Genomic DNA, 21,662 nt, shown 5'->3' on the forward strand with positions numbered 1-21,662 from the left:
CACATCAGGCCTGCCCGCTGGCCCGGCGCCGCTGGCGCCGTTGGCGCGCCAGCATATTCAGTCCCTCGACCGCGGCCGAGAACGCCATCGCCGTATAGATATAGCCCTTGGGCACATGGGTGCCGAGGCCCTCCGCAATCAGCGTCATGCCGATCATCATCAGGAAGGCCAGCGCCAGCATCACGATGGTCGGGTTGCGGTTGATGAAGTTGGCCAGCGGCGTGGCCGCGAACAGCATCGCCATCACCGCGGCGATCACCGCCACGAACATGATCTGCACATGCTCGGTCATGCCGACCGCGGTGATGATGCTGTCGATCGAAAACACCAGGTCCAGCACCAGGATCTGGCCGATGGCCGCGGCAAAGCTCTGCACTACCTTGGCCGTGCCGCCTTCCTCGCCTTCCTCGTCCGCCGAGACATGGTGGTGGATTTCGCGCGTGGCCTTCCAGACCAGGAAGGCGCCGCCCGCAATCAGGATCATGTCGCGCCACGACAGCCCCTGGCCCAGGATGGTGAACACCGGCTCGGTGAGCTTGACGATGAAGGCGATGGTCGCCAGCAGGCCCAGTCGCATCACCAGCGCCAGGCTGATGCCGATCTTGCGCGCCTTCTCGCGCATGGCTTCGGGCAGCTTGTTGGTCAGGATCGAGATGAAGATCAGGTTGTCGATCCCCAGCACGATTTCCATGGCCACCAGGGTGGCCAGTGCCGCCCATGCGGCGGGGTCCTGCAGCAATGCCAACGACGCTTCCATGAGGGCTCCGGGTGTCAGGTTGCAACTCGGCGCCGGACGGTGGTCCGCCCGGGGCACATGCAGGCGTCATGTTAGCGCAGCGCCGCTTGCCCGCGCAGTCTGATCCGGAAAGATAAAGGTTGTTTGACGCGGGTTGCCTTGCGCCTCTATGGAATATAGTATGTGATATATCAAAAGATCCAAATCGAGCCATCAAGGAGACAGCGATGAAAGTGTGTATCTACGGTGCAGGCGCCATCGGCGGCTATGTCGGGGCGCAGCTGGCGCGGGCGGGGGCGGAGGTCAGCTTCGTCGCGCGCGGCCCCCATCTCGCGGCAATGCAGGAACATGGCGTCAGGCTGCTGATCGACGGCGAGGAGCGCGTGGCCAAGGTGCGATGCACCAGCGATCCGCGCGAGCTCGGACACCAGGACTATGTGTTCATTACCCTCAAGGCGCATTCCGTGCCGGGCGTGGTGGACCAGATGCAGCCGCTGCTGGGGCCGGAAACCGCGGTCGTCACCGGCGTCAACGGCATTCCGTACTGGTACTTCTACAAGCATGGCGGCGAGCTGGCCGGCAGCACGCTGGAAAGCGTTGATCCCGGCGGGCGCCAATGGAAGGGACTGGGGCCGGAGCGGGCGATCGGCTGCGTAGTCTATCCCGCGGCTGAGATCGTTGCGCCCGGCGTGATCAAGCACGTCTACGGCAAGAAGTTTCCGCTGGGCGAGCCGGATGGCAGCCGCTCCGCGCGCGTGACCCGGCTCAGCGAAATGATGATGGCCGCCGACCTGGACGCTCCGGTGCGCGACAACATCCGCGACGAGATCTGGCTCAAGCTGTGGGGCAACCTGTGCTTCAACCCGATCAGCGCGCTCACGCATGCCACGCTCGACGTCATCACCGCCGACCCGGCCACGCGGGCGCTGTCGCGCCAGATGATGGTGGAGGCGCAGGGCATCGCCGAGCGCTTCGGGGTGAAATTCCGCGTCGACGTGGAGCGGCGCATCGACGGCGCCGGTGCCGTGGGCGCGCACAAGACCTCGATGCTGCAGGACCTGGAGGCCGGGCGGGCCATGGAAATCGACCCGCTGCTGACCGTGGTGCAGGAAATGGGGCGCCTGGTCGCGCAGCCCACGCCGATGTGCGACGCCGTGCTGGGGCTGATCAAGCAGCGCGACACGATGGCCAAGCTGGCCGCCTGAGCGCGGCTGGGAACAGGGGATACCGCCGGGTCAGGTATCCCCTGGCGCACGCCAGGCGCGCCAAGGTAGCGTGAGCCGGGCTTGCGAAGCGAGAAAGGCAGGGCGATAGTGATATACCATATACGACAGACCGCGCACCGCTACTGTGCCGATGCATGACAACAACGCATTGTTTGATGCGTTTTCGTAATGGGTCAGGCGTTTTTGCTAAGCTGTGCGGCAATGCGGGGGGCAGCCATTCCGGCCGCCCTGCCGCTGGTCTCACACGAGCTCATTCATGTCTGCGCAAAGCCAATCCATCGTCCAGCCCAACGGGCTGGCCTTGTCCGTGCAACCGATCAATGCCGGCGCGAGCCTGCGCGACCAGGCCTACGCCATGTTGCGCCAGGCCATCGCCGACGCTGATATCTACCAGTCGCGCGACGAGATCCGCCTCGATGAGCGTGTGCTGAGCGAGGCCATGGGTGTCAGCCGCACGCCCATCCGCGAAGCCATGACGCTGCTGGAGCAGGAGGGCTTCTTGCGCACCGTGCCCCGGCGCGGCATCTACATCATGCGCAAGACCAAGCGCGAGATCGTGGAGATGATCCAGATGTGGGCCGCGCTGGAAAGCATGGCGGCGCGGCTGGCCACCGAGAACGCCACCGATGCCGAGATCGCGCAGCTGCGCAGCATGTTCGACAGCTTCCGCGATTCCACCCCGGCCGAGCATATCGAAGAGTATTCCGACGCCAATATCGCGTTCCACCAGGCGATCGTGCAGCTGTCCAAGTCGCACATCATCATGGACACGATCCGCAATATCTTTATCCACGTGCGCGCGATCCGGAAGATGACGATCTCGCAGAGCGACCGGGCGGCACGTTCGATCGTGGACCACCTGCGCATCATCGAGGCGCTGGAGAAGCGCGATACCGAGCTGGCCGAGCGGCTGGTGCGGCAGCATTCGCTGGATCTGGCTGATTACGTGGAACGGCACTGCGACTTCCTCGACTGAAGGCGGGCGGGGCAGGGCGGCAAAACGGCGGACCTGGGTCCGCCGTTTTGCTTTTGTGCGCTTCCGGATAGCGGGCGAGTGTTTCGCGTTATGGTATGTGATATATCAATGCGAAAAGAATGCTGGCTGGATAATTCGGGATTTCGCCGGATTTCCCACCTCCGGCAGGCAAAACCAGCCGATTGCTGCATTGCATCGTCGAAATTTGTGTTGCATCGGGCAAACTCCTCTTGCCCTCTTCTGATATATCACATACCGTATGTCATCAAGAGGGCCGGAACGGACCCGAGCGAGTACGCGCCGAGCACCAGGAATCAGACCATATACAAGTGAAACCATCGTCCGAGGAGACATCCGAAATGGAAACCAAGGCACTGCAAGGCGTTCGTATCCTGGACATGACCCATGTCCAGGCGGGCCCCTCGGCCACGCAGCTGATGGCGTGGCTGGGCGCGGACGTGATCAAGGTGGAAATGCCCGGCCGCGGGGACATCACCCGCAGCCAGCTGCGCGACGTGCCCAACGCCGACAGCCTGTACTTCACCATGCTCAACAGCAACAAGCGCAGCCTGACGCTGAACATGAAGACGCCCGAAGGCAAGGCGCTGCTCGAAGACCTGGTCCAGCGCAGCGACGTGCTGATCGAGAACTTCGGGCCGGGCGTGCTGGAGCGCGCGGGCTTTGACTGGGACCACCTGCAGGACCTGAACCCGCGGCTGGTCTATGCCTCGATCAAGGGCTTCGGCCCGGGGCCGTACGCGGACTGCAAGGCGTATGAGAACGTGGCGCAGTGCATGGGCGGTTCGGCCTCCACCACGGGCGATGCCGAAGGCGTGCCCACCGTCACCGGCGCGCAGATCGGTGATTCGGGCACGGGCGTGCATTGCGTGGTCGGCATCCTGGCCGCGCTGCTGCAGCGCGAGCACACCGGCCGCGGCCAGCGCGTGGAAGTGGCGATGCAGGACGCGGTGCTGAACCTGTGCCGCGTCAAGCTGCGCGACCAGCAGCGCCTGTCCAACGGCCCGCTGCGCGAGTACCCGAACGAAGAGTTCGGCGACCACGTGCCGCGCGCCGGCAATGCCTCGGGCGGCGGCCAGCCGGGCGCGGCGCTGCGCTGCGCGCCGGGCGGCCCCAACGACTATGTCTACGTCATCATCCAGCCGCAGGGCTGGGAGCCGCTGATGCGCCTGTGCGGGCGCGAGGACCTGATCACCAATCCGGACTACGCCACGCCCGAGGCACGCCTCAAGCACCTGGCCGACTGCTTTGCCGTGATCGAGAAATGGACCGGCGGCCGCAGCAAGTTCGACGTGATGGCGGCGCTCAACGAGGTCGATGTGCCATGCGGCCCGATCCTGTCGATGAAGGACCTGATCGAGGACGAGTCGCTGTACCAGCGCGGCTACCTGAAGGAGCTGGAGCACCCGCAGCGCGGCAGCTACGTGCAGCTGGGCTGCCCGATCACGCTCTCCGCGTCGCCGGTGGAGATCGAGCGCTCGCCGCTGCTGGGCGAGCATACCGAAGAGATCCTCGAGTGGCTGGGGCGCTCGCCCGCGCAGATCGCCGCGATGAAGCTGGCCGGCGCGGTATGACGCAAGCCTGACGTCATTCCCGCCCGTGCGGGAATGACGATTCCGGGCGCGCGCCGCCCGCGATCCCAATTCTTCCAAGATCATCCTGCAACCGACATCGGAGCAGGCAGGGCCTCCCTTTGCCTGCGCAAGGAGCATGCTGTGCAAACCTGGATACGCTTTCGCCGCGCTGACGGCAGCATCGGCCATGGCCGCATCGACGAAGCCGATGGCAACCGTGTCGTCGAATATGACGGCGACGGTTTCAACGACCCCGCCCCAACCGGCGCCGTGCATGACCGCGCGTCGCTGACGCTGCTCGCGCCCTGTGCGCCGGGCAAGGTGGTGGCGCTGTGGAACAACTTCCATGCGCTCGCGCGCAAGCTGGAAAAGCCCGTGCCCACGCACCCGCTGTTCCTGCTCAAGCCGGCCTCGTCGCTGGCCGGGCCGGGCGATGCGGTGCTGCGCCCCAAGAGCTACGACGGCAAGATCGTCTATGAGGGCGAGCTGGGCATCGTGATCGGCAGCAAGGCGCGTAATGTGTCGGTGGCTGAGGCCGGCGCGCATATCTTCGGCTACACCGTCGTCAACGACGTGACCGCGGCCGAGCTGATCACGGCCGACCCCAACTTCCCGCAGTGGACGCGCGCCAAGGGCTTCGACACCTTCGGCTGCATCGGCCCGGCCATTGTCTCCGGCTTCAACTGGAAAGCCGCCAGCGTCATCACGCGGCTCGATGGCGTGGAGCGGCAGAACTACCCGCTGTCGGACATGATCTTCTCGCCCGAGGAACAGGTCAGCCGGATCTCGCAGGACCTGACGCTGATGCCCGGCGACGTGATTGCGTGCGGCACCTCGATCGGCGTGGGGTCGATGAAGGACGGCGCGGTGGTCGAGGTGGCGATCGCGGGCATCGGCTCGCTGGTCAACCACGTGCGCGGCTGAGCCGGCGCCTGATTCCTTCCATAAAACGGTGAATGCCATGCCAATGACGATCGGTGTGCCACGCGAAGTCCACCCGGGCGAGCGGCGCGTTGCCGCCACGCCCGACTCGGTCAGGGAACTGCTCAAGCTCGGCTACCAGGTAGTGGTGGAGACCGGGGCGGGCCAGGAAGCGTCGTTCTCCGATGCTGACTACAGCGCCGCCGGTGCGGCCATTGTCGACGCGGCCAGCCTGTGGGCCTCGGTCGACGTGGTGATCAAGGTGCGCCCGCCGCAGGTCCATCCCAGCCTGGGCGTTGAAGAGGCGGCATTGCTGAAGAAGCATGCCACGCTGATCGGCTTTGTCTGGCCGGCGCAGCAGATGGCGATGCTGGAGCGGCTGACGCAGCGCGGCGCAACCGTGCTGGCGATGGACTGCGTGCCGCGCATATCGCGTGCGCAGAAGCTCGATGCGCTCAGCTCGATGGCCAATATGGCGGGCTACCGCGCGGTGATCGAAGCCGCGCATGCGTTCGGGCGGCCCTTTGCCGGGCAGATCACGGCCGCGGGCAAGATCCCGCCGGCGCGCGTGCTGGTGATCGGCGCGGGCGTGGCGGGGCTGGCGGCCATCGGCGCGGCGCGCAGCCTGGGTGCCGTGGTGCGCGCCTTCGATACGCGGCCAGTGGTGCGCCAGCAGATCGAAAGCCTGGGCGCCGAGTTCCTGACCGTCGAGATCGAAGAGGACGGCAACGGCGGTGGCGGCTATGCCAAGGAGATGAGCCCGGCCTTTATCGAAGCCGAGATGCGTCTCTTTGCCGAACAGGCGCGCGAGGTCGACATCATCATCACCACCGCGCTGATCCCGGGCAGGCCCGCGCCCAAGCTGCTTGAGGCCGGCACGGTGGGCCTGATGCGCGCCGGCAGCGTGGTGGTCGACCTGGCCGCGGAGCAGGGCGGCAACTGCGTGCTGACCGTGCCGGGCGAAGCGGTGCGCCAGCACGGCGTCACCATCATCGGCTACACCGACCTGCCCAGCCGCATGGCCGCGCAGGCCAGCCAGCTCTATGGCACCAATATCCGCCACCTGCTGACGGAGCTGACGCCGGGCAAGGACGGCCAGCTCGTGGTCGACATGGACGACGAGATGATCCGCGGCGCCACGGTGCTGCACCAGGGCACGGTGCCCTGGCCCCCGCCGCCACTGACGGTGGCGATCCCGCAGCAGCAGGCGCCGGCCGCGCCGCCGCCGCTGCAGGCCGAGGCCGAGCCGCCGCGCAGCCGCACCGGCGCGACGCTGCTCGCTTTGGCCATCGCGGCGGCTGCGCTGCTGGGCCTGGGCGCGGTCGCGCCGCCGGCTTTCATGGCGCATTTCACGGTATTCGTGCTGGCGATCTTTGTCGGCTACCAGGTGGTGTGGAACGTCACCGCCGCGCTGCATACGCCGCTGATGAGCGTGACCAATGCCATCAGCGGAATCATCGTGGTGGGGGCGCTGGTGCAGCTGGGCAAGCCGTCGCTGGTGACGGCGGTGATTGCCGGCAGCGCGGTGCTGCTGGCCACCATCAATATCGCCGGCGGCTTCCTGGTGACGCAGCGCATGCTCAAGATGTTCCAACGGGACTAGAGGGGGGAGACAGGGATGCCATCCGGAATCAGCAATATCGCTTACCTGGGCGCCAGTGCGCTCTTCATCCTCAGCCTGAGCGGGCTGAGCCACCCCGGCACCGCGCGCCGCGGCAACCTGCTCGGCATCGCCGGCATGGTGATCGCGGTGCTGACCACCGTGCTGGCGGGCAGCCCGGACGGCATCGCCATCGTCATCGGCGCGATGCTGGTGGGCGGCATCGCCGGTGCCATGCTGGCCAAGCGCGTGGAAATGACGCAGATGCCGCAGCTGGTGGCGGTGCTGCACAGCTTCGTCGGCCTGGCCGCGGTGCTGGTGGGCTACGCCAACTACCTGGATAGCCATGCGCTCACCGGCGCGGAGAAGGCCATCCATGAAGTGGAGACCTACCTTGGCATCCTGATCGGCGCGGTCACGTTCACGGGCTCGATCATCGCGTTCCTGAAGCTGCAGGGCACCATGGGCGGCAAGCCGATGCTGCTGCCCGGGCGGCATGCCTTGAACGCCATCGCGCTGCTGGTTTGCGTGTGGCTGGGCTATGCCTTCCTGAGCGCGCCCGACGCGCAGCAGGGACTGGTGCCGCTGGCGATCATGACTGGGATCGCGCTGCTGGTCGGCGCGCACCTGGTGCTGGCCATCGGCGGCGCCGACATGCCGGTGGTGGTGTCGATGCTCAACAGCTACTCCGGCTGGGCTGCGGCGGCGACCGGCTTCATGCTGGGCAACGACCTGCTGATCATCACCGGCGCGCTGGTGGGATCGAGCGGCGCCATCCTCAGCTACATCATGTGCAAGGCGATGAACCGCAAGTTCCTGTCAGTGATCCTGGGCGGCTTCGGCGCGGTGCAGGCGCAGGGCGCGGCGACCGAGCAGGGCGAGGTGCTGCCGGTGTCCAGCGAGGAAGTCGGCAACCTGCTCAAGGACGCCAGCGACGTGATCATCGTGCCAGGCTACGGCATGGCTGTGGCGCAGGCCCAGGGCACCATCAGCGAGATCGCGCGGCGGCTGCGGGCGCAGGGGGTCAATGTCCGCTTCGGCATCCATCCGGTGGCGGGCCGCCTGCCCGGGCACATGAACGTGCTGCTGGCCGAGGCTCGCGTGCCGTACGACATCGTGCTGGAGATGGAAGAGATCAACGACGACTTCGAGAAGGCCGACGTGGTACTGGTGGTGGGCGCCAACGACATCGTCAACCCCGGCGCGCTGGAGGACCCGGGCAGCCCCATTGCCGGCATGCCGGTGCTGGAGGTGTGGAAGGCCCGCACCGTGGTGGTGTCCAAGCGCAGCATGGCGGCGGGTTACGCCGGCGTGGACAACCCGCTGTTCTACAAGGACAACACGCGGATGTGGTTTGGCGACGCCAAGGGCAGTGTCGACGCCTTGCTGCGGCAGTTGGAGGAAGCACCGGCCTGAGTTGGCCGAGGTATCCAATCCTGGCCACGTTCCGGCGGCCACGAAGCCACCGTCGCCCCCGCGTTTGTCGGGGCGGCGGTGGCTTTTGTTGTCTGGACGGGTCCGGCCTTAGACGGCCTGTTATGGAAGCTCGGCAGGCGATTCATGCCAGTTCCGCGATATATAAACGATCGTGAATAGATGCGATAAAAAACTTTAAGACTAGTCAAATTAAGCTTCAGGTAGCATGAATCCACGACTTCATGTGCCGCAATGCAAGGCGCCGGTCTAGTTGTGAGAAGGGCATCCCACAAAGCCCTGATGTGCCCGTGAAAGCACAAGCAAACAGTACCAGGAGACAAGACAGATGGCGCAATTTGAAGCATCGGCCTCGGCCGGTCACGGCAACGTGAACGGCCGCGGGCTGCAGAACCGTTGGATCCAGCTTGCAATTGGCGTGGTGTGCATGGGGCTGGTGGCGAATTTACAGTACGGCTGGACCCTCTTCGTGTCACCGATGGACGCCAAGCATCACTGGGGCGCGTCCGCCATCCAGGTGGCATTTTCCATTTTTATCGTGACTGAAACCTGGCTGGTGCCGCTGGAAGGCTGGCTGGTGGACAAGTTCGGCCCGCGTCCGGTGGTGGCGGGCGGGGCCATCTGTGCGGGACTGGCCTGGGTGATGAATTCCTATGCGACCACGCTGCCGGAGCTCTATGCGGCCGCGGTGATTGCCGGCATCGGCGCGGGCGGCGTCTACGGGACCTGCGTCGGCAACGCGCTGAAGTGGTTCCCGGACAAGCGCGGCCTGGCAGCCGGGCTGACGGCGGCGGGTTTCGGTGCCGGTTCGGCCATCACCGTGATCCCCATCGCCAACATGATCCAGAGCTCGGGCTATGAAAAGGCCTTCCTGACCTTCGGCATCCTGCAGGGCGTGTGCATCTTCGTGCTGGCACTGCTGCTGGTGAAGCCCAGGGCGCCCAAGGGCGCGGTGGCGGCCAAGGCGGTGCTGACCAATCCGGTCGAGTTCTCGCCGGGGCAAATGGTGAAGACGCCGGTGTTCTGGCTGATCTACGTCTGCTTCGTGGCCGTGGCGGCGGGCGGGATCATGGCCACGGCGCAGCTCGGGCCCATCGCCAAGGACTTCGGCTTCGCCTCGATGCCGGTGACGATGCTGGGCATGACGCTGCCGCTGCTGACCATGACCTTGTCGATCGACAACATGTGCAATGGCTTTACGCGGCCCTTGTGCGGCTTCCTGTCGGACCGGTTCGGGCGCGAGAACACCATGTTCGTGATCTTCATCGGCGAAGGCCTGGCGCTGCTCGGGCTGATGCAGATGGGCCACAACCCGTACTGGTTCATGTTCTTCGCGGCGCTGACCTTCCTGTTCTGGGGCGAGATCTTCTCGATCTTCCCGGCCTTGTGCGCCGATACCTTCGGCAGCAAGTTCGCGGCGGCCAATGCGGGCACGCTGTACACGGCAAAGGGTACGGCGGCGATGGTGGTGCCGCTGGCATCGATCCTGTCGGCCTATGGTGGCTGGGGAGCCGTGTTCTCGGTGGCGGCGGTGGTGACGATTGCGGCGGGGATCTCGGCCAAGGTGTTCCTGGCGCCCATGCGCAAGCGCTTTATCACCGGGCATGCCGAGGCAGTGCGCGTGTCTGACGCCGCGTTCCTGGCTGGCATGTCGCCGCGTCAGGGGGAGTAATCCCCAGGCTGAAGGGTAGGGGAGCCTGGCGCAGGCTGCCGGGCTTCGGAGTGAGGTCAGAGCATTTCTATTAGTGGACGCGCTGGTGTTCGCGAAGGACGCCAGCGCGTGGCAACGTGTTCCAGACGGCCGGAAAGTCGCTGGAATTTTGGTATGTAATATATCTTGCTGCGTAGTTCAGATGAGCTTTCCAGGCTTCGACAGCCCGGAAATCTGTGCCGATTGCGCATGAATGGCGTGCTTTCAGGAATTGCGGTGATTTAGCTGTAGTTGCCTGCAAAATTGCTGCGCCGCACCGACGAAACTTGAGGGCTTAGTAGAAATTCTTCTTGCTTCGTTCTGATATATCACATACCGTATGTCATCAAGATCGAGTGAAACGATCGGGCGCCGCAAGGCAAACGGGTAGCAACAGTGAAGGGCGAGAAGGCGAGAGTGCCCCGCCCCGTAAAGAATTCAACGAGGAGACCAAGACATGTCCGAAGTCGTCGAAGCCAAGCGGGTCGGGAGCACCACGCGGAAGACACCCTGAATCAGAAGAATTCCAACCCCAGTCAATTTGTATAGAAGGAATCAACCATGGCAGAAGTCGGAAACGAACTGCAGCGTCACGCCACGGAAGAACATCAGGCACAAACCGATGGTTTTCACCTGGTCATCGACGCGCTGAAGCTGAACGGCATCGAAAACATCTACGGCCTGCCCGGCATTCCGGTCACCGATCTGGCCCGTCTGGCGCAGGCCAACGGCATGCGCGTCATCAGCTTCCGTCACGAGCAGAACGCGGGCAACGCAGCAGCGATTGCCGGCTTCCTCACACAAAAGCCGGGCGTTTGCCTGACCGTGTCTGCGCCCGGCTTCATGAACGGGCTGACGGCGCTGGCGCATGCGACCACCAACTGCTTCCCGATGATCCTGATCAGCGGCTCCAGCGAGCGCGAGATCGTCGATTTGCAGCAGGGTGACTACGAAGAGATGGACCAGCTGGCCATCGCCCGTCCGCACGCCAAGGCTGCCTTCCGCGTGCTGCACGCTGAAGACATTGGTGTCGGGATCGCGCGTGCCATTCGTGCCGCCGTGTCGGGCCGTCCGGGTGGTGTGTACCTGGACCTGCCGGCCAAGCTGCTGGGCCAGTCGATGGAAGCCGAGAAGGGCCGCAAGTCGCTGATCAAGGTGGTGGACCCGGCCCCGCGCCAACTGCCTGCACCGGACTCGGTCGACCGTGCCGTCGCGCTGCTGAAGAGCGCCAAGCGCCCGCTGATCCTGCTGGGCAAGGGTGCCGCGTACGCACGCGCCGAAGCGGATATCCGCACGCTGGTCGAGAAGACGGGCATTCCGTCCCTGCCGATGTCGATGGCCAAGGGCCTGCTGCCCGATACGCACCCGCAATCGGCCTCGGCCGCACGCTCGTATGTGCTGGCTGAAGCTGACGTGGTGTTGCTGGTCGGCGCCCGCCTGAACTGGCTGCTGTCGCACGGCAAGGGCAAGACCTGGGGCAAGCCGAAGCAATTCATCCAGATCGACATCGCGGCGACCGAGATGGACAGCAACGTCGCCATTGCCGCGCCGGTAGTGGGTGACATTGGTTCGTGCGTGTCGGCGATCCTCGACCAGGTCGGCAATGACTTTGCCAAGCCGGGCGCCGAGTGGCTGAACGCGGTGGCCGACCGCAGGGACACGAACCTGGCGAAGATGGCCGAGACCCTGGCCAAGTCCAAGGATGTCGCGCCGATGAACTTCCACGGCGCGCTGAGCGTGCTCAAGGATGTGGTCAAGGCCAACCCGGGCATCTCGTTCGTCAACGAAGGCGCCAACACGCTGGACTACGCCCGTGCCGTGATCGACATGTACGAGCCGCGCAAGCGCCTGGACGTGGGCACCTGGGGCGTGATGGGCGTGGGCATGGGCTACGCCGTCGCCGCGGCGGTCGAGACCAGCAAGCCGGTGCTGGCGCTGTGCGGTGACAGTGCGTTCGGTTTCTCGGGCATGGAAGTCGAGACGATCTGCCGTTACAACCTGCCGGTCTGCATCGTCATTTTCAACAACAACGGCGTCTACAAGGGCATCGACGTGAATCCGACCGGCGGCAAGGATCCGGCGGTCACGACGTTCGTCCCGGGCGCGCGCTACGACAAGATGATGGAAGCGTTCGGTGGCGTCGGCTACAACGTCACCACGCCGGCGGAACTCGAAGCTGCGGTGAACGAAGCCCTGCGGTCGGGCAAGCCCACGCTGGTCAACGCTGTCATCGATCCGGCTGCTGGCACGGAAAGCGGTCGTCTGACCAATCTGAATCCGCAAAGCTCGGCCAAGAAGTAATTCACCCGAATTTCACCCCTCTGATCCAATAGGAGAACGAAAGTGAACCTCCCGCTCAACGGCATCAAGATCATCGACTTCACGCACGTCCAGGCCGGGCCCGCCTGCACGCAGCTTCTCGCTTGGTTCGGCGCAGACGTCATCAAGGTCGAGCGCCCCGGTTCCGGCGACGTCACGCGCACGCAGCTGCGCGACATCCCGGATGTCGATGCGCTGTACTTCACCATGCTCAACTCCAACAAGCGCAGCCTGACGCTGGACACCAAGAAGCCGGACGGCAAGAAGATCCTGGAGCAGCTGATCCGCGAATCGGACGTGCTGGTCGAGAACTTCGGCCCGGGCGCGCTGGACCGCATGGGTTTCTCGTGGGAACGCATCAACGAACTGAACCCCAAGATGATCGTGGCTTCGGTCAAGGGCTTCAGCGACGGCCACCACTATGAAGACCTGAAGGTCTATGAGAACGTGGCCCAGTGCGCCGGCGGCGCGGCCTCGACCACCGGCTTCTGGGACGGCCCGCCGACGGTGTCCGCCGCGGCGCTGGGCGATTCCAACACCGGCATGCACCTGGCCATCGGCATCCTGACCGCGCTGATCGGACGCGACAAGACCGGCAAGGGCCAGAAGGTGGCCGTGTCGATGCAGGATGCGGTGCTGAACCTGTGCCGCGTCAAGCTGCGCGACCAGCAGCGCCTGGACCGCCTGGGCTACCTGGAGGAGTACCCGCAGTATCCGCACGGCAGCTTCAGCGACGTGGTGCCGCGCGGCGGCAACGCGGGCGGCGGCGGCCAGCCGGGCTGGGTGCTGAAGTGCAAGGGCTGGGAGACCGACCCCAACGCCTATATCTACTTCACCATCCAGGGCCATGCCTGGGAGCCGATCTGCAAGGCGCTGGGCAAGCCGGAATGGATTTCCGATCCCAACTACGCCACCGCCAAGGCACGCCAGCCGCATATCTTCGATATCTTCAACACCATCGAGGAATGGCTGGCCGACAAGACCAAGTACGAGGCCGTGGACATCCTGCGCAAGTTCGACATTCCGTGCTCGCCGGTGCTGTCGATGAAGGAAATCGCCGATGATCCGTCGCTGCGCGCCAGCGGCAGCATCACCGAGGTGCCGCACAAGGAGCGCGGCACCTACCTGACGGTGGGCAGCCCGATCAAGTTCTCCGACCTGAAGCCGGAGATCACCGGGTCGCCGCTGCTGGGCGAGCATAGCGAAGAGGTGCTGGCCGGCCTGGGCTACGGCGCGGACGACATCAAGCGCCTGCGCGAGTCCCAGGTGATCTGACGCTGCCCGCGGGCACTTGTGCCGAAGCGTACGCCGGGGTCTCGCGCATAGCGGGCCCCGGCGTTTTTGCTTGCAGCGCGGCCATGAGGCACGCTACCTTGATGGCCATGACAGGCCGGCGCCGACCGGCCCTGGTAATAACGAGGGAATCCCCATGACAGACCAGATCGATTACGCGCAACTGGTGTCCGCCATCGGCGACGCCATCATCATCTCCGACGCCAAGGGCGCCATCACGCTATGGAACCCCGCCGCCGAGCGCATGTTCGGCTTTACCCAGGCGGAGGCCATGGGCAAGTCGCTCGACCTGATCATCCCTGAGCGCCTGCGCGGGCGGCACTGGGAGGGCTACGACAAGACCATGGCGACCGGCATCACGCGCTACGGCCACGACCTGCTCAAGGTGCCCGCGATCGACAAGGACGGCAAGTCCATGTCGATCGCCTTCACCGTGGCGCTGCTCAAGGATGACGCGGGCGCCATCACCGGCATCGTCGCCGTGGTCCGCGACGAGACCGTGCGCTTCCAGGAGGAGCGGGCGCTGAAGAAGCGGCTGGTGGAGCTGGAAAACCAGGTCAAGGAACAGGCCTGAGGCGCGTGCCTTCCCCGTGATCCCGGGCCAGCCGCCCAGCGCGGCGGCCCGGTGGCCAGGCCCTGGTCCTGGCTATGTCCTGTTTGCGCGGCGGCTCCGGCCGGAGGCGGCCGCGCAGGTCTCGTTTGTCCCCCCGAGTTTTCCCGAATAGGTGGCCAGCTTGCGCTTCCAGCGCCGCTTTGGCGTACCCGATCCTGGCTTTTTCGGTACTAGAATTGTTGACTGAGTACCGAATGCCTCCTACATTGGGAGCCCTGACAAAGACAGATCCGAGGAGACAACATGACCCGTCAAGCTTCGGCCGCTGCGGTGGTCCACGGCGGCGCTACGGTGGGCCAGCTCTATGCGGCCGCGCTGCGCGCCCGGCCCGGCGTACCCGCCATCGTCGGCGACGACACCACGCTGAGCTATGAGGCGCTCGCGCGGCAGTGCGCGCGCATTGCGCGGTTGTTTGCCGCCCGCGGGCTGGCGCGCCAGGATGCCGTGGCCTTCCTGGTGGGCAACCGCGCCGAAGCGGTCGCCGCCATCATCGCCGCGCAGCTGGCCGGGCTGAAGAACGTGTCGCTGCATCCGATGGCATCGGAGGCGGATCACGCCTTCGTGCTGCAGGATGCCGGGGTGCGGGCGCTGGTGGTGGACAACGCCCGCTTCACCGAGCGGGCGCGCGTGCTGGCGGCTGGCGCCGGCCTGCAGGTCCTGCCGCTGGACGATGGCGAGTTCGGGCCTGGCTTGGCCAATGCGGCGGCTGCGTTCGATGACGCGCCCGTGGTCCCGGGCGACGACCCCACGGAAATCAGCCGGCTGGCCTATACCGGCGGCACCACCGGCCGTTCCAAGGGCATCCTGCATACGCACCGGACCACGGTAACGGTGCTGCAGTACATGCTGGCCAGCTACGAATGGCCGGAGCAGATCCGCTACCTGGTGACCACGCCGATCTCGCACGCGTCCGGCAGCCTGTTCCTGCCGACGCTGCTGCGCGGCGGCACCATCTACCTGTGCGACAAGTTCAGTCCCGCCGATTTCCTGCGCCGCGTTGCCGAACATCGGATCAACCTGACCTTCCTGGTGCCCACGCAGATCTATGGCCTGCTCGATTGCGACGGGCTGGACGCGGCCGACCTCTCCAGCCTGGAACTGGTGCTCTACGGCGCGGCGCCGATCGCACCGGTGCGTCTCGCTGACGCGCTGCGCCGCATCGGTCCGGTGTTCGGGCAGGTCTACGGCCAGGCTGAAGTGCCGATGTGCATCAGCTACCTGAGCCAGCGCGACCACGATCCGGACAACCCCGAGCGCCTGCGCTCGTGCGGCAAGGTGATCCCGGGCAACCAGGTCAAGCTGCTCGACCTCGACCTGCGTGAAGTCGCGCCGGGCGAGGTCGGAGAGCTGTGCGTGCGCGGTCCGCTGGTGATGGAGGGCTACCTGAACCGGCCCGAGGAAGACGCCAAGGTCTTTGCCGGCGACTGGCTGCATACCGGCGACATGGCCCGTTGCGACAGCGAGGGCTTCCTGTACATCGTCGACCGCGCCAAGGACATGATCATCAGCGGCGGCTTCAACGTGTACCCGAGCGAGGTGGAGCATTGCCTGGCGCTGCACCCGGCCATCGCCATGTCCGCGGTGATCGGCATCCCCGACCCCAAGTGGGGCGAAGCGGTCATCGCCGTGGTCGTGGCCCGGCCCGGTGCGGCGCTCACCGAGGCCGATGTGATCGGTCACGTAACGCAGCACAAGGGCGTGGTCAATGCGCCCAAGCAGGTGGTGTTCGTGGATGAGCTGCCGCTGACTGCGCTGGGCAAGATCGACCGCAAGGCTATCCGCGGCCGCTACTGGGGCGGCCAGGAGAGGCAGGTGGCCTGAGCGCGGCCACCGCATGCCGCACGGCCCCGCAAGAGGGCCGGCTGCCTACAAGATCGACAACAATGGAGGAGACCATCATGGCAATCCGCTCACGTTTCAACGCAATCCGGCCGGCCCGGGCGCTCAATGCCGCGCGGGCATGCCTGCTGGCGCTGGGCCTCGCCTGCGCCAGCGTGCACGCCGCCGACCCCTACCCAGCCAAGCCGATCCGCTTCGTGGTGCCGTTCGCGCCGGGTGGCGTCACCGACCTGACCGCACGCACCTTCGCCAAATACATGGGCGACGCTCTGGGCCAGCCACTGGTGGCGGAGAACAAGCCGGGCGCCGGCGCGACCATCGGTGCCAACTTCGTGGCACGCTCGGCGCCGGACGGCTACACGCTGCTGCTGGGCACCAACGTCACCCATGCGATCAACCCGCGCCTGATCGCGGCGACGCCCTACGACCCGCTGAAGGACTTCCAGGCGGTGGCCGTGTTCGGGCTGAATGGCAATGTGCTGCTGGTGAACAACAGCTTCCCGGCCAGGACCTTTGCCGAGTTCCTGGCATACGTCAAGGCCCGGCCCGGCAAGGTGAACTACGCGTCGGGCAGTGTCGGCAGTTCGGCGCACCTGTCGGCGGAACTGCTCAAGCAGGACGTGAAGGGACTGGAGTACACGCACGTGCCCTACGGCGGGCCGTCCGAAGCCATGGCCGCGCTGATAGGCGGCCACGTGGACTTCCTGTTCGCCAACATCGGCGCCGCGGTCACGCAGGTGAAATCGGGCAAGGTGCGCGCGCTGGCGGTAACCACCGCGAAACGCGCGCCGCAGTTGCCGGACGTGCCCACCATTGCGGAATCGGGCGTCCCCGGCTTCGAGGTCGTCGGATGGATGGCAGCCTTCGTGCCCAAGGGCACGCCGGCGCCGGTGGTGACGCGGCTGAACGAGGTCATCAACCAGGCCCAGAAGAACCCGGACCTGCGCACCACGCTGGATGCCGCGGCGCTGATCCCGGTGGTGGCAGCGCCCGACCAGGCCAGCCGCTTCGTGCAGGATGAATACGTCAAGTGGGGCCGCGTGATCCGCGCCGCCAACATCCCGCCGCAATAGCAGGGCAGGCGCCGCCGATCCGGCGCGCGGCTAGGAGGTGCCGGCGCCGGCTTCGGGCCGGCACAGCAGGCCGTTCAGGATGATCTCGTAGAACTCGCTGAAGGCGTCGCCGATCTTCAGGCCGGTTTCCTTCAGGAACTGCTGATTACGCAGCCGGTACGCGGCGCCCAGGATCGCTTCGGAAACCAGCCGCGGATTGTGAGGCGCCATCAGCCCTTGCCGCATGCCTGCCTCGAGCAGGCTCTCCAGCCCGCGCACGCGCGCCAGCTGGTAGTCGTCGAATGCCGCCCGGCCGCTGTCGATCGCATCCAGGTCCGCCAGCGCGGCCTTGCTCAGTCCCGATGTGTGGAGCGCGGCATGCAGGTACGCGGACACTGCCCGCGCCGCATCGCTTTCGCGGCGCGCCGCGGCAAAGCCCCTTTCCAGGTTATCAGCGAGCACGTCGCGGCAGATGCCGACGAACAGCGCTTCCTTGGTCGGCGCGATTTCGTACAGGCGCCGCCGTGAGCAGCGCATGCGTCGGGCAATCTCGCCGATGGTCAGCGACGACACGCCTTCGGTGCTCAGCAGCCGGGTCAGTTCGTGGGCAAATTCTTCGTCGGTGCGTCGAGTCGGCATGAAACGGGCGGCAAGCCGGGCAAGTGCCGGGCGCGTGAGTGTAGATGCCGAATCTTACGACGACTGCGCGGTGCACAGGCATGGTGACCTCGCCTGAGGGACACGCGGGCCAGGCAAAAAAGGCGAGGCCGCTCGCGCGCCTCGCCGTGAACTGACCGGCCCCCTCAGTTGAGATGACCGACCGCGCGCAGGTATTCGTTCTTCTTCTCGAAGATCAGCGTGCTCAGAAAGGCGGCGTCATAGGCGGCCAGCAGGTGCGCGTGGTGTTCTTCGATATAGCGGGCCACGCGCGCCTTCTCGCATTCGATGCCGCACAGCCATTCATACATCTCGGCGTCCCAGCGGAAGCGCAGGCCCAGCTCGATAAACGCGGCGTTGTAGGCGGCGAGCTGGGTGTCGCGCGGAATGGGTTGGTTATCGGTGCCGACCGTGACGGCAGCTTGGCGGCTTTCCTGCTGGGCTTGGTTCATGCTCGTCTCCTGAGATGCGCGGTAGCGGTTGGGTTGAGACAAGCATAGGGACCCCCAATGATTTACGATAATTAAAGTTTCATAGCAAAACCATAACTAATCGTTTATGCATTCTGGCGGATCAATCCCTCCACCCCGGTGATGCGCTCGATCAGTCCCGCGCCTTCCTCCATCAGGAACTGCTTGAACGCCAGCGCCACCGGCGGCAGCCGCTTGTTCTTGCGGTGCACCACGTACCAGTTGAGCATGACCGGGAAGCCCTCGATGTCCAGCACCGCGAGCTTGCCGGCCTGCAGCTCCAGCCCCACCGTATGCGCCGACAGGAACGCGATGCCCATGTTGGCGATCACCGCCTGCTTGATGGTCTCCGTGCTTTTGATCTCCATCGCGATGCGCATATTGGACAGCTTTCCAGCAAAGCCTTCCTGCATCGAATTCCAGGTATCCGAGCCTTTCTCGCGTGAAACGAAGGCTTCGTCCGTCAGCGCCGCCAGCGGAATATTGCGCTGCCCGACCAGCGGGTGGGTGGGCGCAGCTACGATGACATAGGGGTGCGGGGCGAAGGCCTCGTTGATGGTGTCCATGCCTTCGGGCGGGCGCACCATCACCGCCAGGTCGGTCAGGTTGCCGGCCAGCTGGTGCAGCAATTCCTCGCGGTTATGCACGGCAAGGTTCAGCGTCACACCTTCATGGCGGTTCATGAACTCGGCCAGCAGGCGCGGAAAGAAATAGTCGCCGGCGCTGATCACCGCCACATTGAGCCGGCCGCCGGAGATGCCCTTGAGCTGGGACATAGCGTCTTCGGCCTCGCGGAACTGCTGGATGATGCTGCGGCTGTAATGCAGCATCTCATGGCCCGCCGGGGTCAGGTAGATCTTCTTGCCCAACTGCTCGAACAGGGGCAGCCCCACGTGGTGCTCCAGTTGCCGCACCTGGGTCGATACCGCGGGCTGCGTCAGGTGCAGTTCCTCGGCAGCGCGTGAAAAGCTCATATGGCGGGCAACGGTTTCAAAGACCTTCAGCTGCCGCAGTGTCGCGTTCCTCATCCTCGTTCCGTGCAATATATAAACGATTGGCTATATAAACGATAAAAAACTTTATGCAGTGCTGATCTTAGATTCAAGTAGCATCAATCGTCGGATTTGCCTGCCCCGCCCCCGAATCCGGCTCTCCGGCTTGCGCCAGGAGCCCGCCAATGGCCACAAGCATGGCCGATAACAACGATGGCTGCCTACAGCCACGACAAAAAAACACAAGGAGACTACCGTGACCGGACTGAACGCAACGGTGCGTGCAACGCGACACCCCGCCATGCCTGAAGACAGGCTCCGTCTCAGCCACGCCGGTGCCGGGCAGGGGGGCAGGTCATGAATATCTCGCTCCCCCAACTGAAGGCCTTCGCCGCAGTGGCGCGGCACAAGAGCTTTACGCGTGCTTCCGTTGAGCTGGGCCTGACGCAATCCGCGGTCAGCCGCAGCGTGCGTGAGCTGGAAGATGAAATCGACCAGCGCCTGTTCGACCGTACCACGCGCCAGGTGGAACTGACCGATGCCGGCCAGCACCTGTCGCAGCGCATCTGCCATCTGATCGAAGAGGTGGAGCAGACGCTGCGCGACAGCCAGAGCGCCAGCCGTCCGTGCCAGGGCCTGGTGCAGATCGCTTCGGATCCGGTGCTCAGCTCGATGTCGGTGCCGACGTGGCTGGCCGGCTGCCGGCAAGCGTGGCCGGCGATTGCCATTCACCTGAAGGACCGCTCGCAGGAGTCGGTGCTGCAGAGCGTGCGCAGCGGCGAGGTGGACTTCGGCATTGCCACCGATCCGCAGCCAAGCGATGACCTCTATTGTGAACCGCTGTGCGTCGATGCCTACCATGCCGTCCTGCCCGCCCAGCATCCGCTGGCCATGCGCGACGCGGTGGGGTGGGGTGACCTGAGTGATGCCCGCGTGCTGGCCCTGGACCAGCAGTGCGGCATGCAGCCCGCGGTGGAGAAGGCGCTCAGCAGCTATCACGTGCGCGCGGGCTCGCTGCAGTTGCTTGGCCACTTTGCGGCGGTGTTCGGCATGGTGGCGCTGGGCCTCGGCATCGGCGTGGTGCCGTCGCGTGCGCAGGTTGGCGGCATGAATCCGGCGGCGGTAATGCGGCCGCTGCGTCCGCAGGTGACTTCCACGGTGATGCTGGTTCGGCGCAAGAGCCGTTCGCTCAAGCCCAATGCCGCGGCAATCTGGGATGCCTTGCGTGGCCAGGAGTATCAGGAGCCACCAGTGGCGCGTCGTGAAACGACCACGGTGTGAGGCCATAGGCTCATCTGGGGCATTGGGGCGACTTTCGTTGTATTAGTGCAAAACTTCTACTGATATATCACATACATGATATTTACACATAGTGCAGTGCAGCATATAATGAAAACTCCTGACCACAATGCTATTGGAGTTTTCAAATGGAAGTCGCTCTTCTCTTCGCTCTTGGCCTGGGCCTGATTGCTGCTGGTGTCGGCGTGACCACGCTGCTGGCCACGCGCCTGCCGATGGACGTGCTGGTGACCGCGCAGGAGCATGGTCGCTTCGCCGGCCTGGGCTCGAACCAGGAAAGCGATGGCGTGGGCCGCGCCAGTCCGTCGCGCATCGTGCCCGCTGCCGGTGAACTGGCTTACGCGTAATGCGCGCAGGCGCCATGCGCCTTTCGCGCTGAACAGCGCATCTGGCAAGGGTTGTAGCGGCCGGCATCCCTTGTGGCAGTACCCCGGTTGATTCCTGATCTGCGGCATTCGCCGCGAGCCAGGGCAGGGTTCCGCGCGAACCTGCGGCCGCCACCACCTTCCTCCTGATCGCTGCCAGTGATCGCCCCGCGCAACCCTTGCTTGCGCCGCCTGCCCCGATCCGGCAGCTCCCTGCCGTGCCTGCAGCGCCTCCTCCGACATCGTTCCCAAGGCCATACATGCGTCGCCATACATTAATGTATGCATCTAGGGACTTTCCCCAACTCATCGTTTTCCCGATTTTTCCCAAGCGCGATCCCCGGCATTCTTGCGGGTGCCAGCAGTCGGCGGATTGATGCGCCGATGCGTGGCAACTGCTTGATTTCTAACGACTCCGGATGCTGTCGGACCGGCCATTGATGCAGTGTGCGCACCAGTCGCATTGCAGCAACGGCCAGCCAGGCGTCGCTCACCGCGGTCTCATGCTGCAGGGCCGCGACGAATACGCTTGACTTACCTGATATATCACATACCGTATAGCACTAGAACGGCTCAGCTGTTCTTTGA

At 65.1% G+C, this 21,662-nt stretch carries 18 protein-coding genes; 14 read left to right on the forward strand and 4 right to left on the reverse strand.

Annotated features, from left to right (window positions below; translation table 11 throughout):
* Positions 1 to 4 precede the first annotated feature (4 nt).
* On the reverse strand, positions 5 to 757 hold the full coding sequence (locus tag CF68_RS12030; RefSeq protein WP_035818874.1) for a TerC family protein: 753 nt from the start codon (positions 755 to 757) through the stop codon (positions 5 to 7).
* A 206-nt stretch (positions 758 to 963) separates the two neighbouring features.
* On the opposite strand from CF68_RS12030, the gene CF68_RS12035 reads away from it, so the two are divergent.
* The 12 genes from CF68_RS12035 to CF68_RS12090 all read left to right on the forward strand — a co-directional run bounded on the left by CF68_RS12035 (position 964) and on the right by CF68_RS12090 (position 17,312).
* Positions 964 to 1,941: a 2-dehydropantoate 2-reductase gene (locus CF68_RS12035; RefSeq protein WP_035818877.1), complete on the forward strand. Its 978-nt coding sequence runs from the start codon at positions 964 to 966 to the stop codon at positions 1,939 to 1,941.
* A gap of 277 nt (positions 1,942 to 2,218) precedes the next feature.
* A complete protein-coding gene (locus tag CF68_RS12040; protein ID WP_011617427.1) occupies positions 2,219 to 2,938 on the forward strand; it encodes a GntR family transcriptional regulator in 720 nt (239 codons plus the stop codon).
* A gap of 359 nt (positions 2,939 to 3,297) precedes the next feature.
* Positions 3,298 to 4,530 (forward strand): formyl-CoA transferase, encoded by a 1,233-nt coding sequence (gene frc / locus CF68_RS12045; protein WP_035818879.1) that lies wholly within the window; start codon positions 3,298 to 3,300, stop codon positions 4,528 to 4,530.
* Between the two features lie 141 nt (positions 4,531 to 4,671).
* Entirely contained in the window at positions 4,672 to 5,454 is a 783-nt protein-coding gene (locus CF68_RS12050) for a fumarylacetoacetate hydrolase family protein (protein ID WP_035818884.1), read from the forward strand.
* Positions 5,455 to 5,491: 37 nt separating this feature from the next.
* Complete coding sequence (locus CF68_RS12055) at positions 5,492 to 7,054, forward strand: Re/Si-specific NAD(P)(+) transhydrogenase subunit alpha (protein ID WP_035818886.1); 1,563 nt, start codon at positions 5,492 to 5,494, stop codon at positions 7,052 to 7,054.
* A 15-nt stretch (positions 7,055 to 7,069) separates the two neighbouring features.
* The gene (gene pntB / locus CF68_RS12060) at positions 7,070 to 8,467 is read left to right on the forward strand and encodes a Re/Si-specific NAD(P)(+) transhydrogenase subunit beta (RefSeq protein ID WP_035818889.1); all 1,398 of its coding nucleotides are present in this window, start codon (positions 7,070 to 7,072) and stop codon (positions 8,465 to 8,467) included.
* A gap of 346 nt (positions 8,468 to 8,813) precedes the next feature.
* On the forward strand, positions 8,814 to 10,157 hold the full coding sequence (gene oxlT / locus CF68_RS12065; RefSeq protein ID WP_035818892.1) for an oxalate/formate MFS antiporter: 1,344 nt from the start codon (positions 8,814 to 8,816) through the stop codon (positions 10,155 to 10,157).
* 579 nt (positions 10,158 to 10,736) lie between these two features.
* Complete coding sequence (gene oxc, locus CF68_RS12070) at positions 10,737 to 12,476, forward strand: oxalyl-CoA decarboxylase (RefSeq protein ID WP_035818895.1); 1,740 nt, start codon at positions 10,737 to 10,739, stop codon at positions 12,474 to 12,476.
* A 42-nt stretch (positions 12,477 to 12,518) separates the two neighbouring features.
* The gene (frc, locus tag CF68_RS12075; RefSeq protein ID WP_035818898.1) at positions 12,519 to 13,769 is read left to right on the forward strand and encodes a formyl-CoA transferase; all 1,251 of its coding nucleotides are present in this window, start codon (positions 12,519 to 12,521) and stop codon (positions 13,767 to 13,769) included.
* Between the two features lie 154 nt (positions 13,770 to 13,923).
* Complete coding sequence (locus tag CF68_RS12080; RefSeq protein ID WP_035818900.1) at positions 13,924 to 14,361, forward strand: PAS domain S-box protein; 438 nt, start codon at positions 13,924 to 13,926, stop codon at positions 14,359 to 14,361.
* A gap of 282 nt (positions 14,362 to 14,643) precedes the next feature.
* A complete protein-coding gene (locus CF68_RS12085) occupies positions 14,644 to 16,221 on the forward strand; it encodes an AMP-binding protein (protein WP_035818904.1) in 1,578 nt (525 codons plus the stop codon).
* A 77-nt stretch (positions 16,222 to 16,298) separates the two neighbouring features.
* Positions 16,299 to 17,312, forward strand: coding sequence for a tripartite tricarboxylate transporter substrate binding protein (locus CF68_RS12090; RefSeq protein WP_051591503.1), 1,014 nt, complete (start codon positions 16,299 to 16,301; stop codon positions 17,310 to 17,312).
* Positions 17,313 to 17,342: 30 nt separating this feature from the next.
* On the opposite strand, the gene CF68_RS12095 is transcribed toward CF68_RS12090, so the two are convergent.
* The 3 genes from CF68_RS12095 to CF68_RS12105 all read right to left on the reverse strand — a co-directional run bounded on the left by CF68_RS12095 (position 17,343) and on the right by CF68_RS12105 (position 19,446).
* Positions 17,343 to 17,930, reverse strand: coding sequence for a TetR/AcrR family transcriptional regulator (locus tag CF68_RS12095; RefSeq protein ID WP_035818906.1), 588 nt, complete (start codon positions 17,928 to 17,930; stop codon positions 17,343 to 17,345).
* A gap of 164 nt (positions 17,931 to 18,094) precedes the next feature.
* Positions 18,095 to 18,400: a hypothetical protein gene (locus CF68_RS12100; RefSeq protein WP_035818909.1), complete on the reverse strand. Its 306-nt coding sequence runs from the start codon at positions 18,398 to 18,400 to the stop codon at positions 18,095 to 18,097.
* Between the two features lie 104 nt (positions 18,401 to 18,504).
* A complete protein-coding gene (locus CF68_RS12105; protein ID WP_035818912.1) occupies positions 18,505 to 19,446 on the reverse strand; it encodes a LysR family transcriptional regulator in 942 nt (313 codons plus the stop codon).
* A 321-nt stretch (positions 19,447 to 19,767) separates the two neighbouring features.
* On the opposite strand from CF68_RS12105, the gene CF68_RS12110 reads away from it, so the two are divergent.
* The gene (locus CF68_RS12110; RefSeq protein ID WP_035818915.1) at positions 19,768 to 20,691 is read left to right on the forward strand and encodes a LysR family transcriptional regulator; all 924 of its coding nucleotides are present in this window, start codon (positions 19,768 to 19,770) and stop codon (positions 20,689 to 20,691) included.
* 146 nt (positions 20,692 to 20,837) lie between these two features.
* Complete coding sequence (locus tag CF68_RS12115; RefSeq protein WP_013953323.1) at positions 20,838 to 21,056, forward strand: hypothetical protein; 219 nt, start codon at positions 20,838 to 20,840, stop codon at positions 21,054 to 21,056.
* Positions 21,057 to 21,662 lie beyond the last annotated feature (606 nt).

It is taken from the genome of Cupriavidus sp. SK-4, from assembly GCF_000611125.1.
Classification (GTDB): Bacteria; Pseudomonadota; Gammaproteobacteria; order Burkholderiales; family Burkholderiaceae; genus Cupriavidus; species Cupriavidus necator.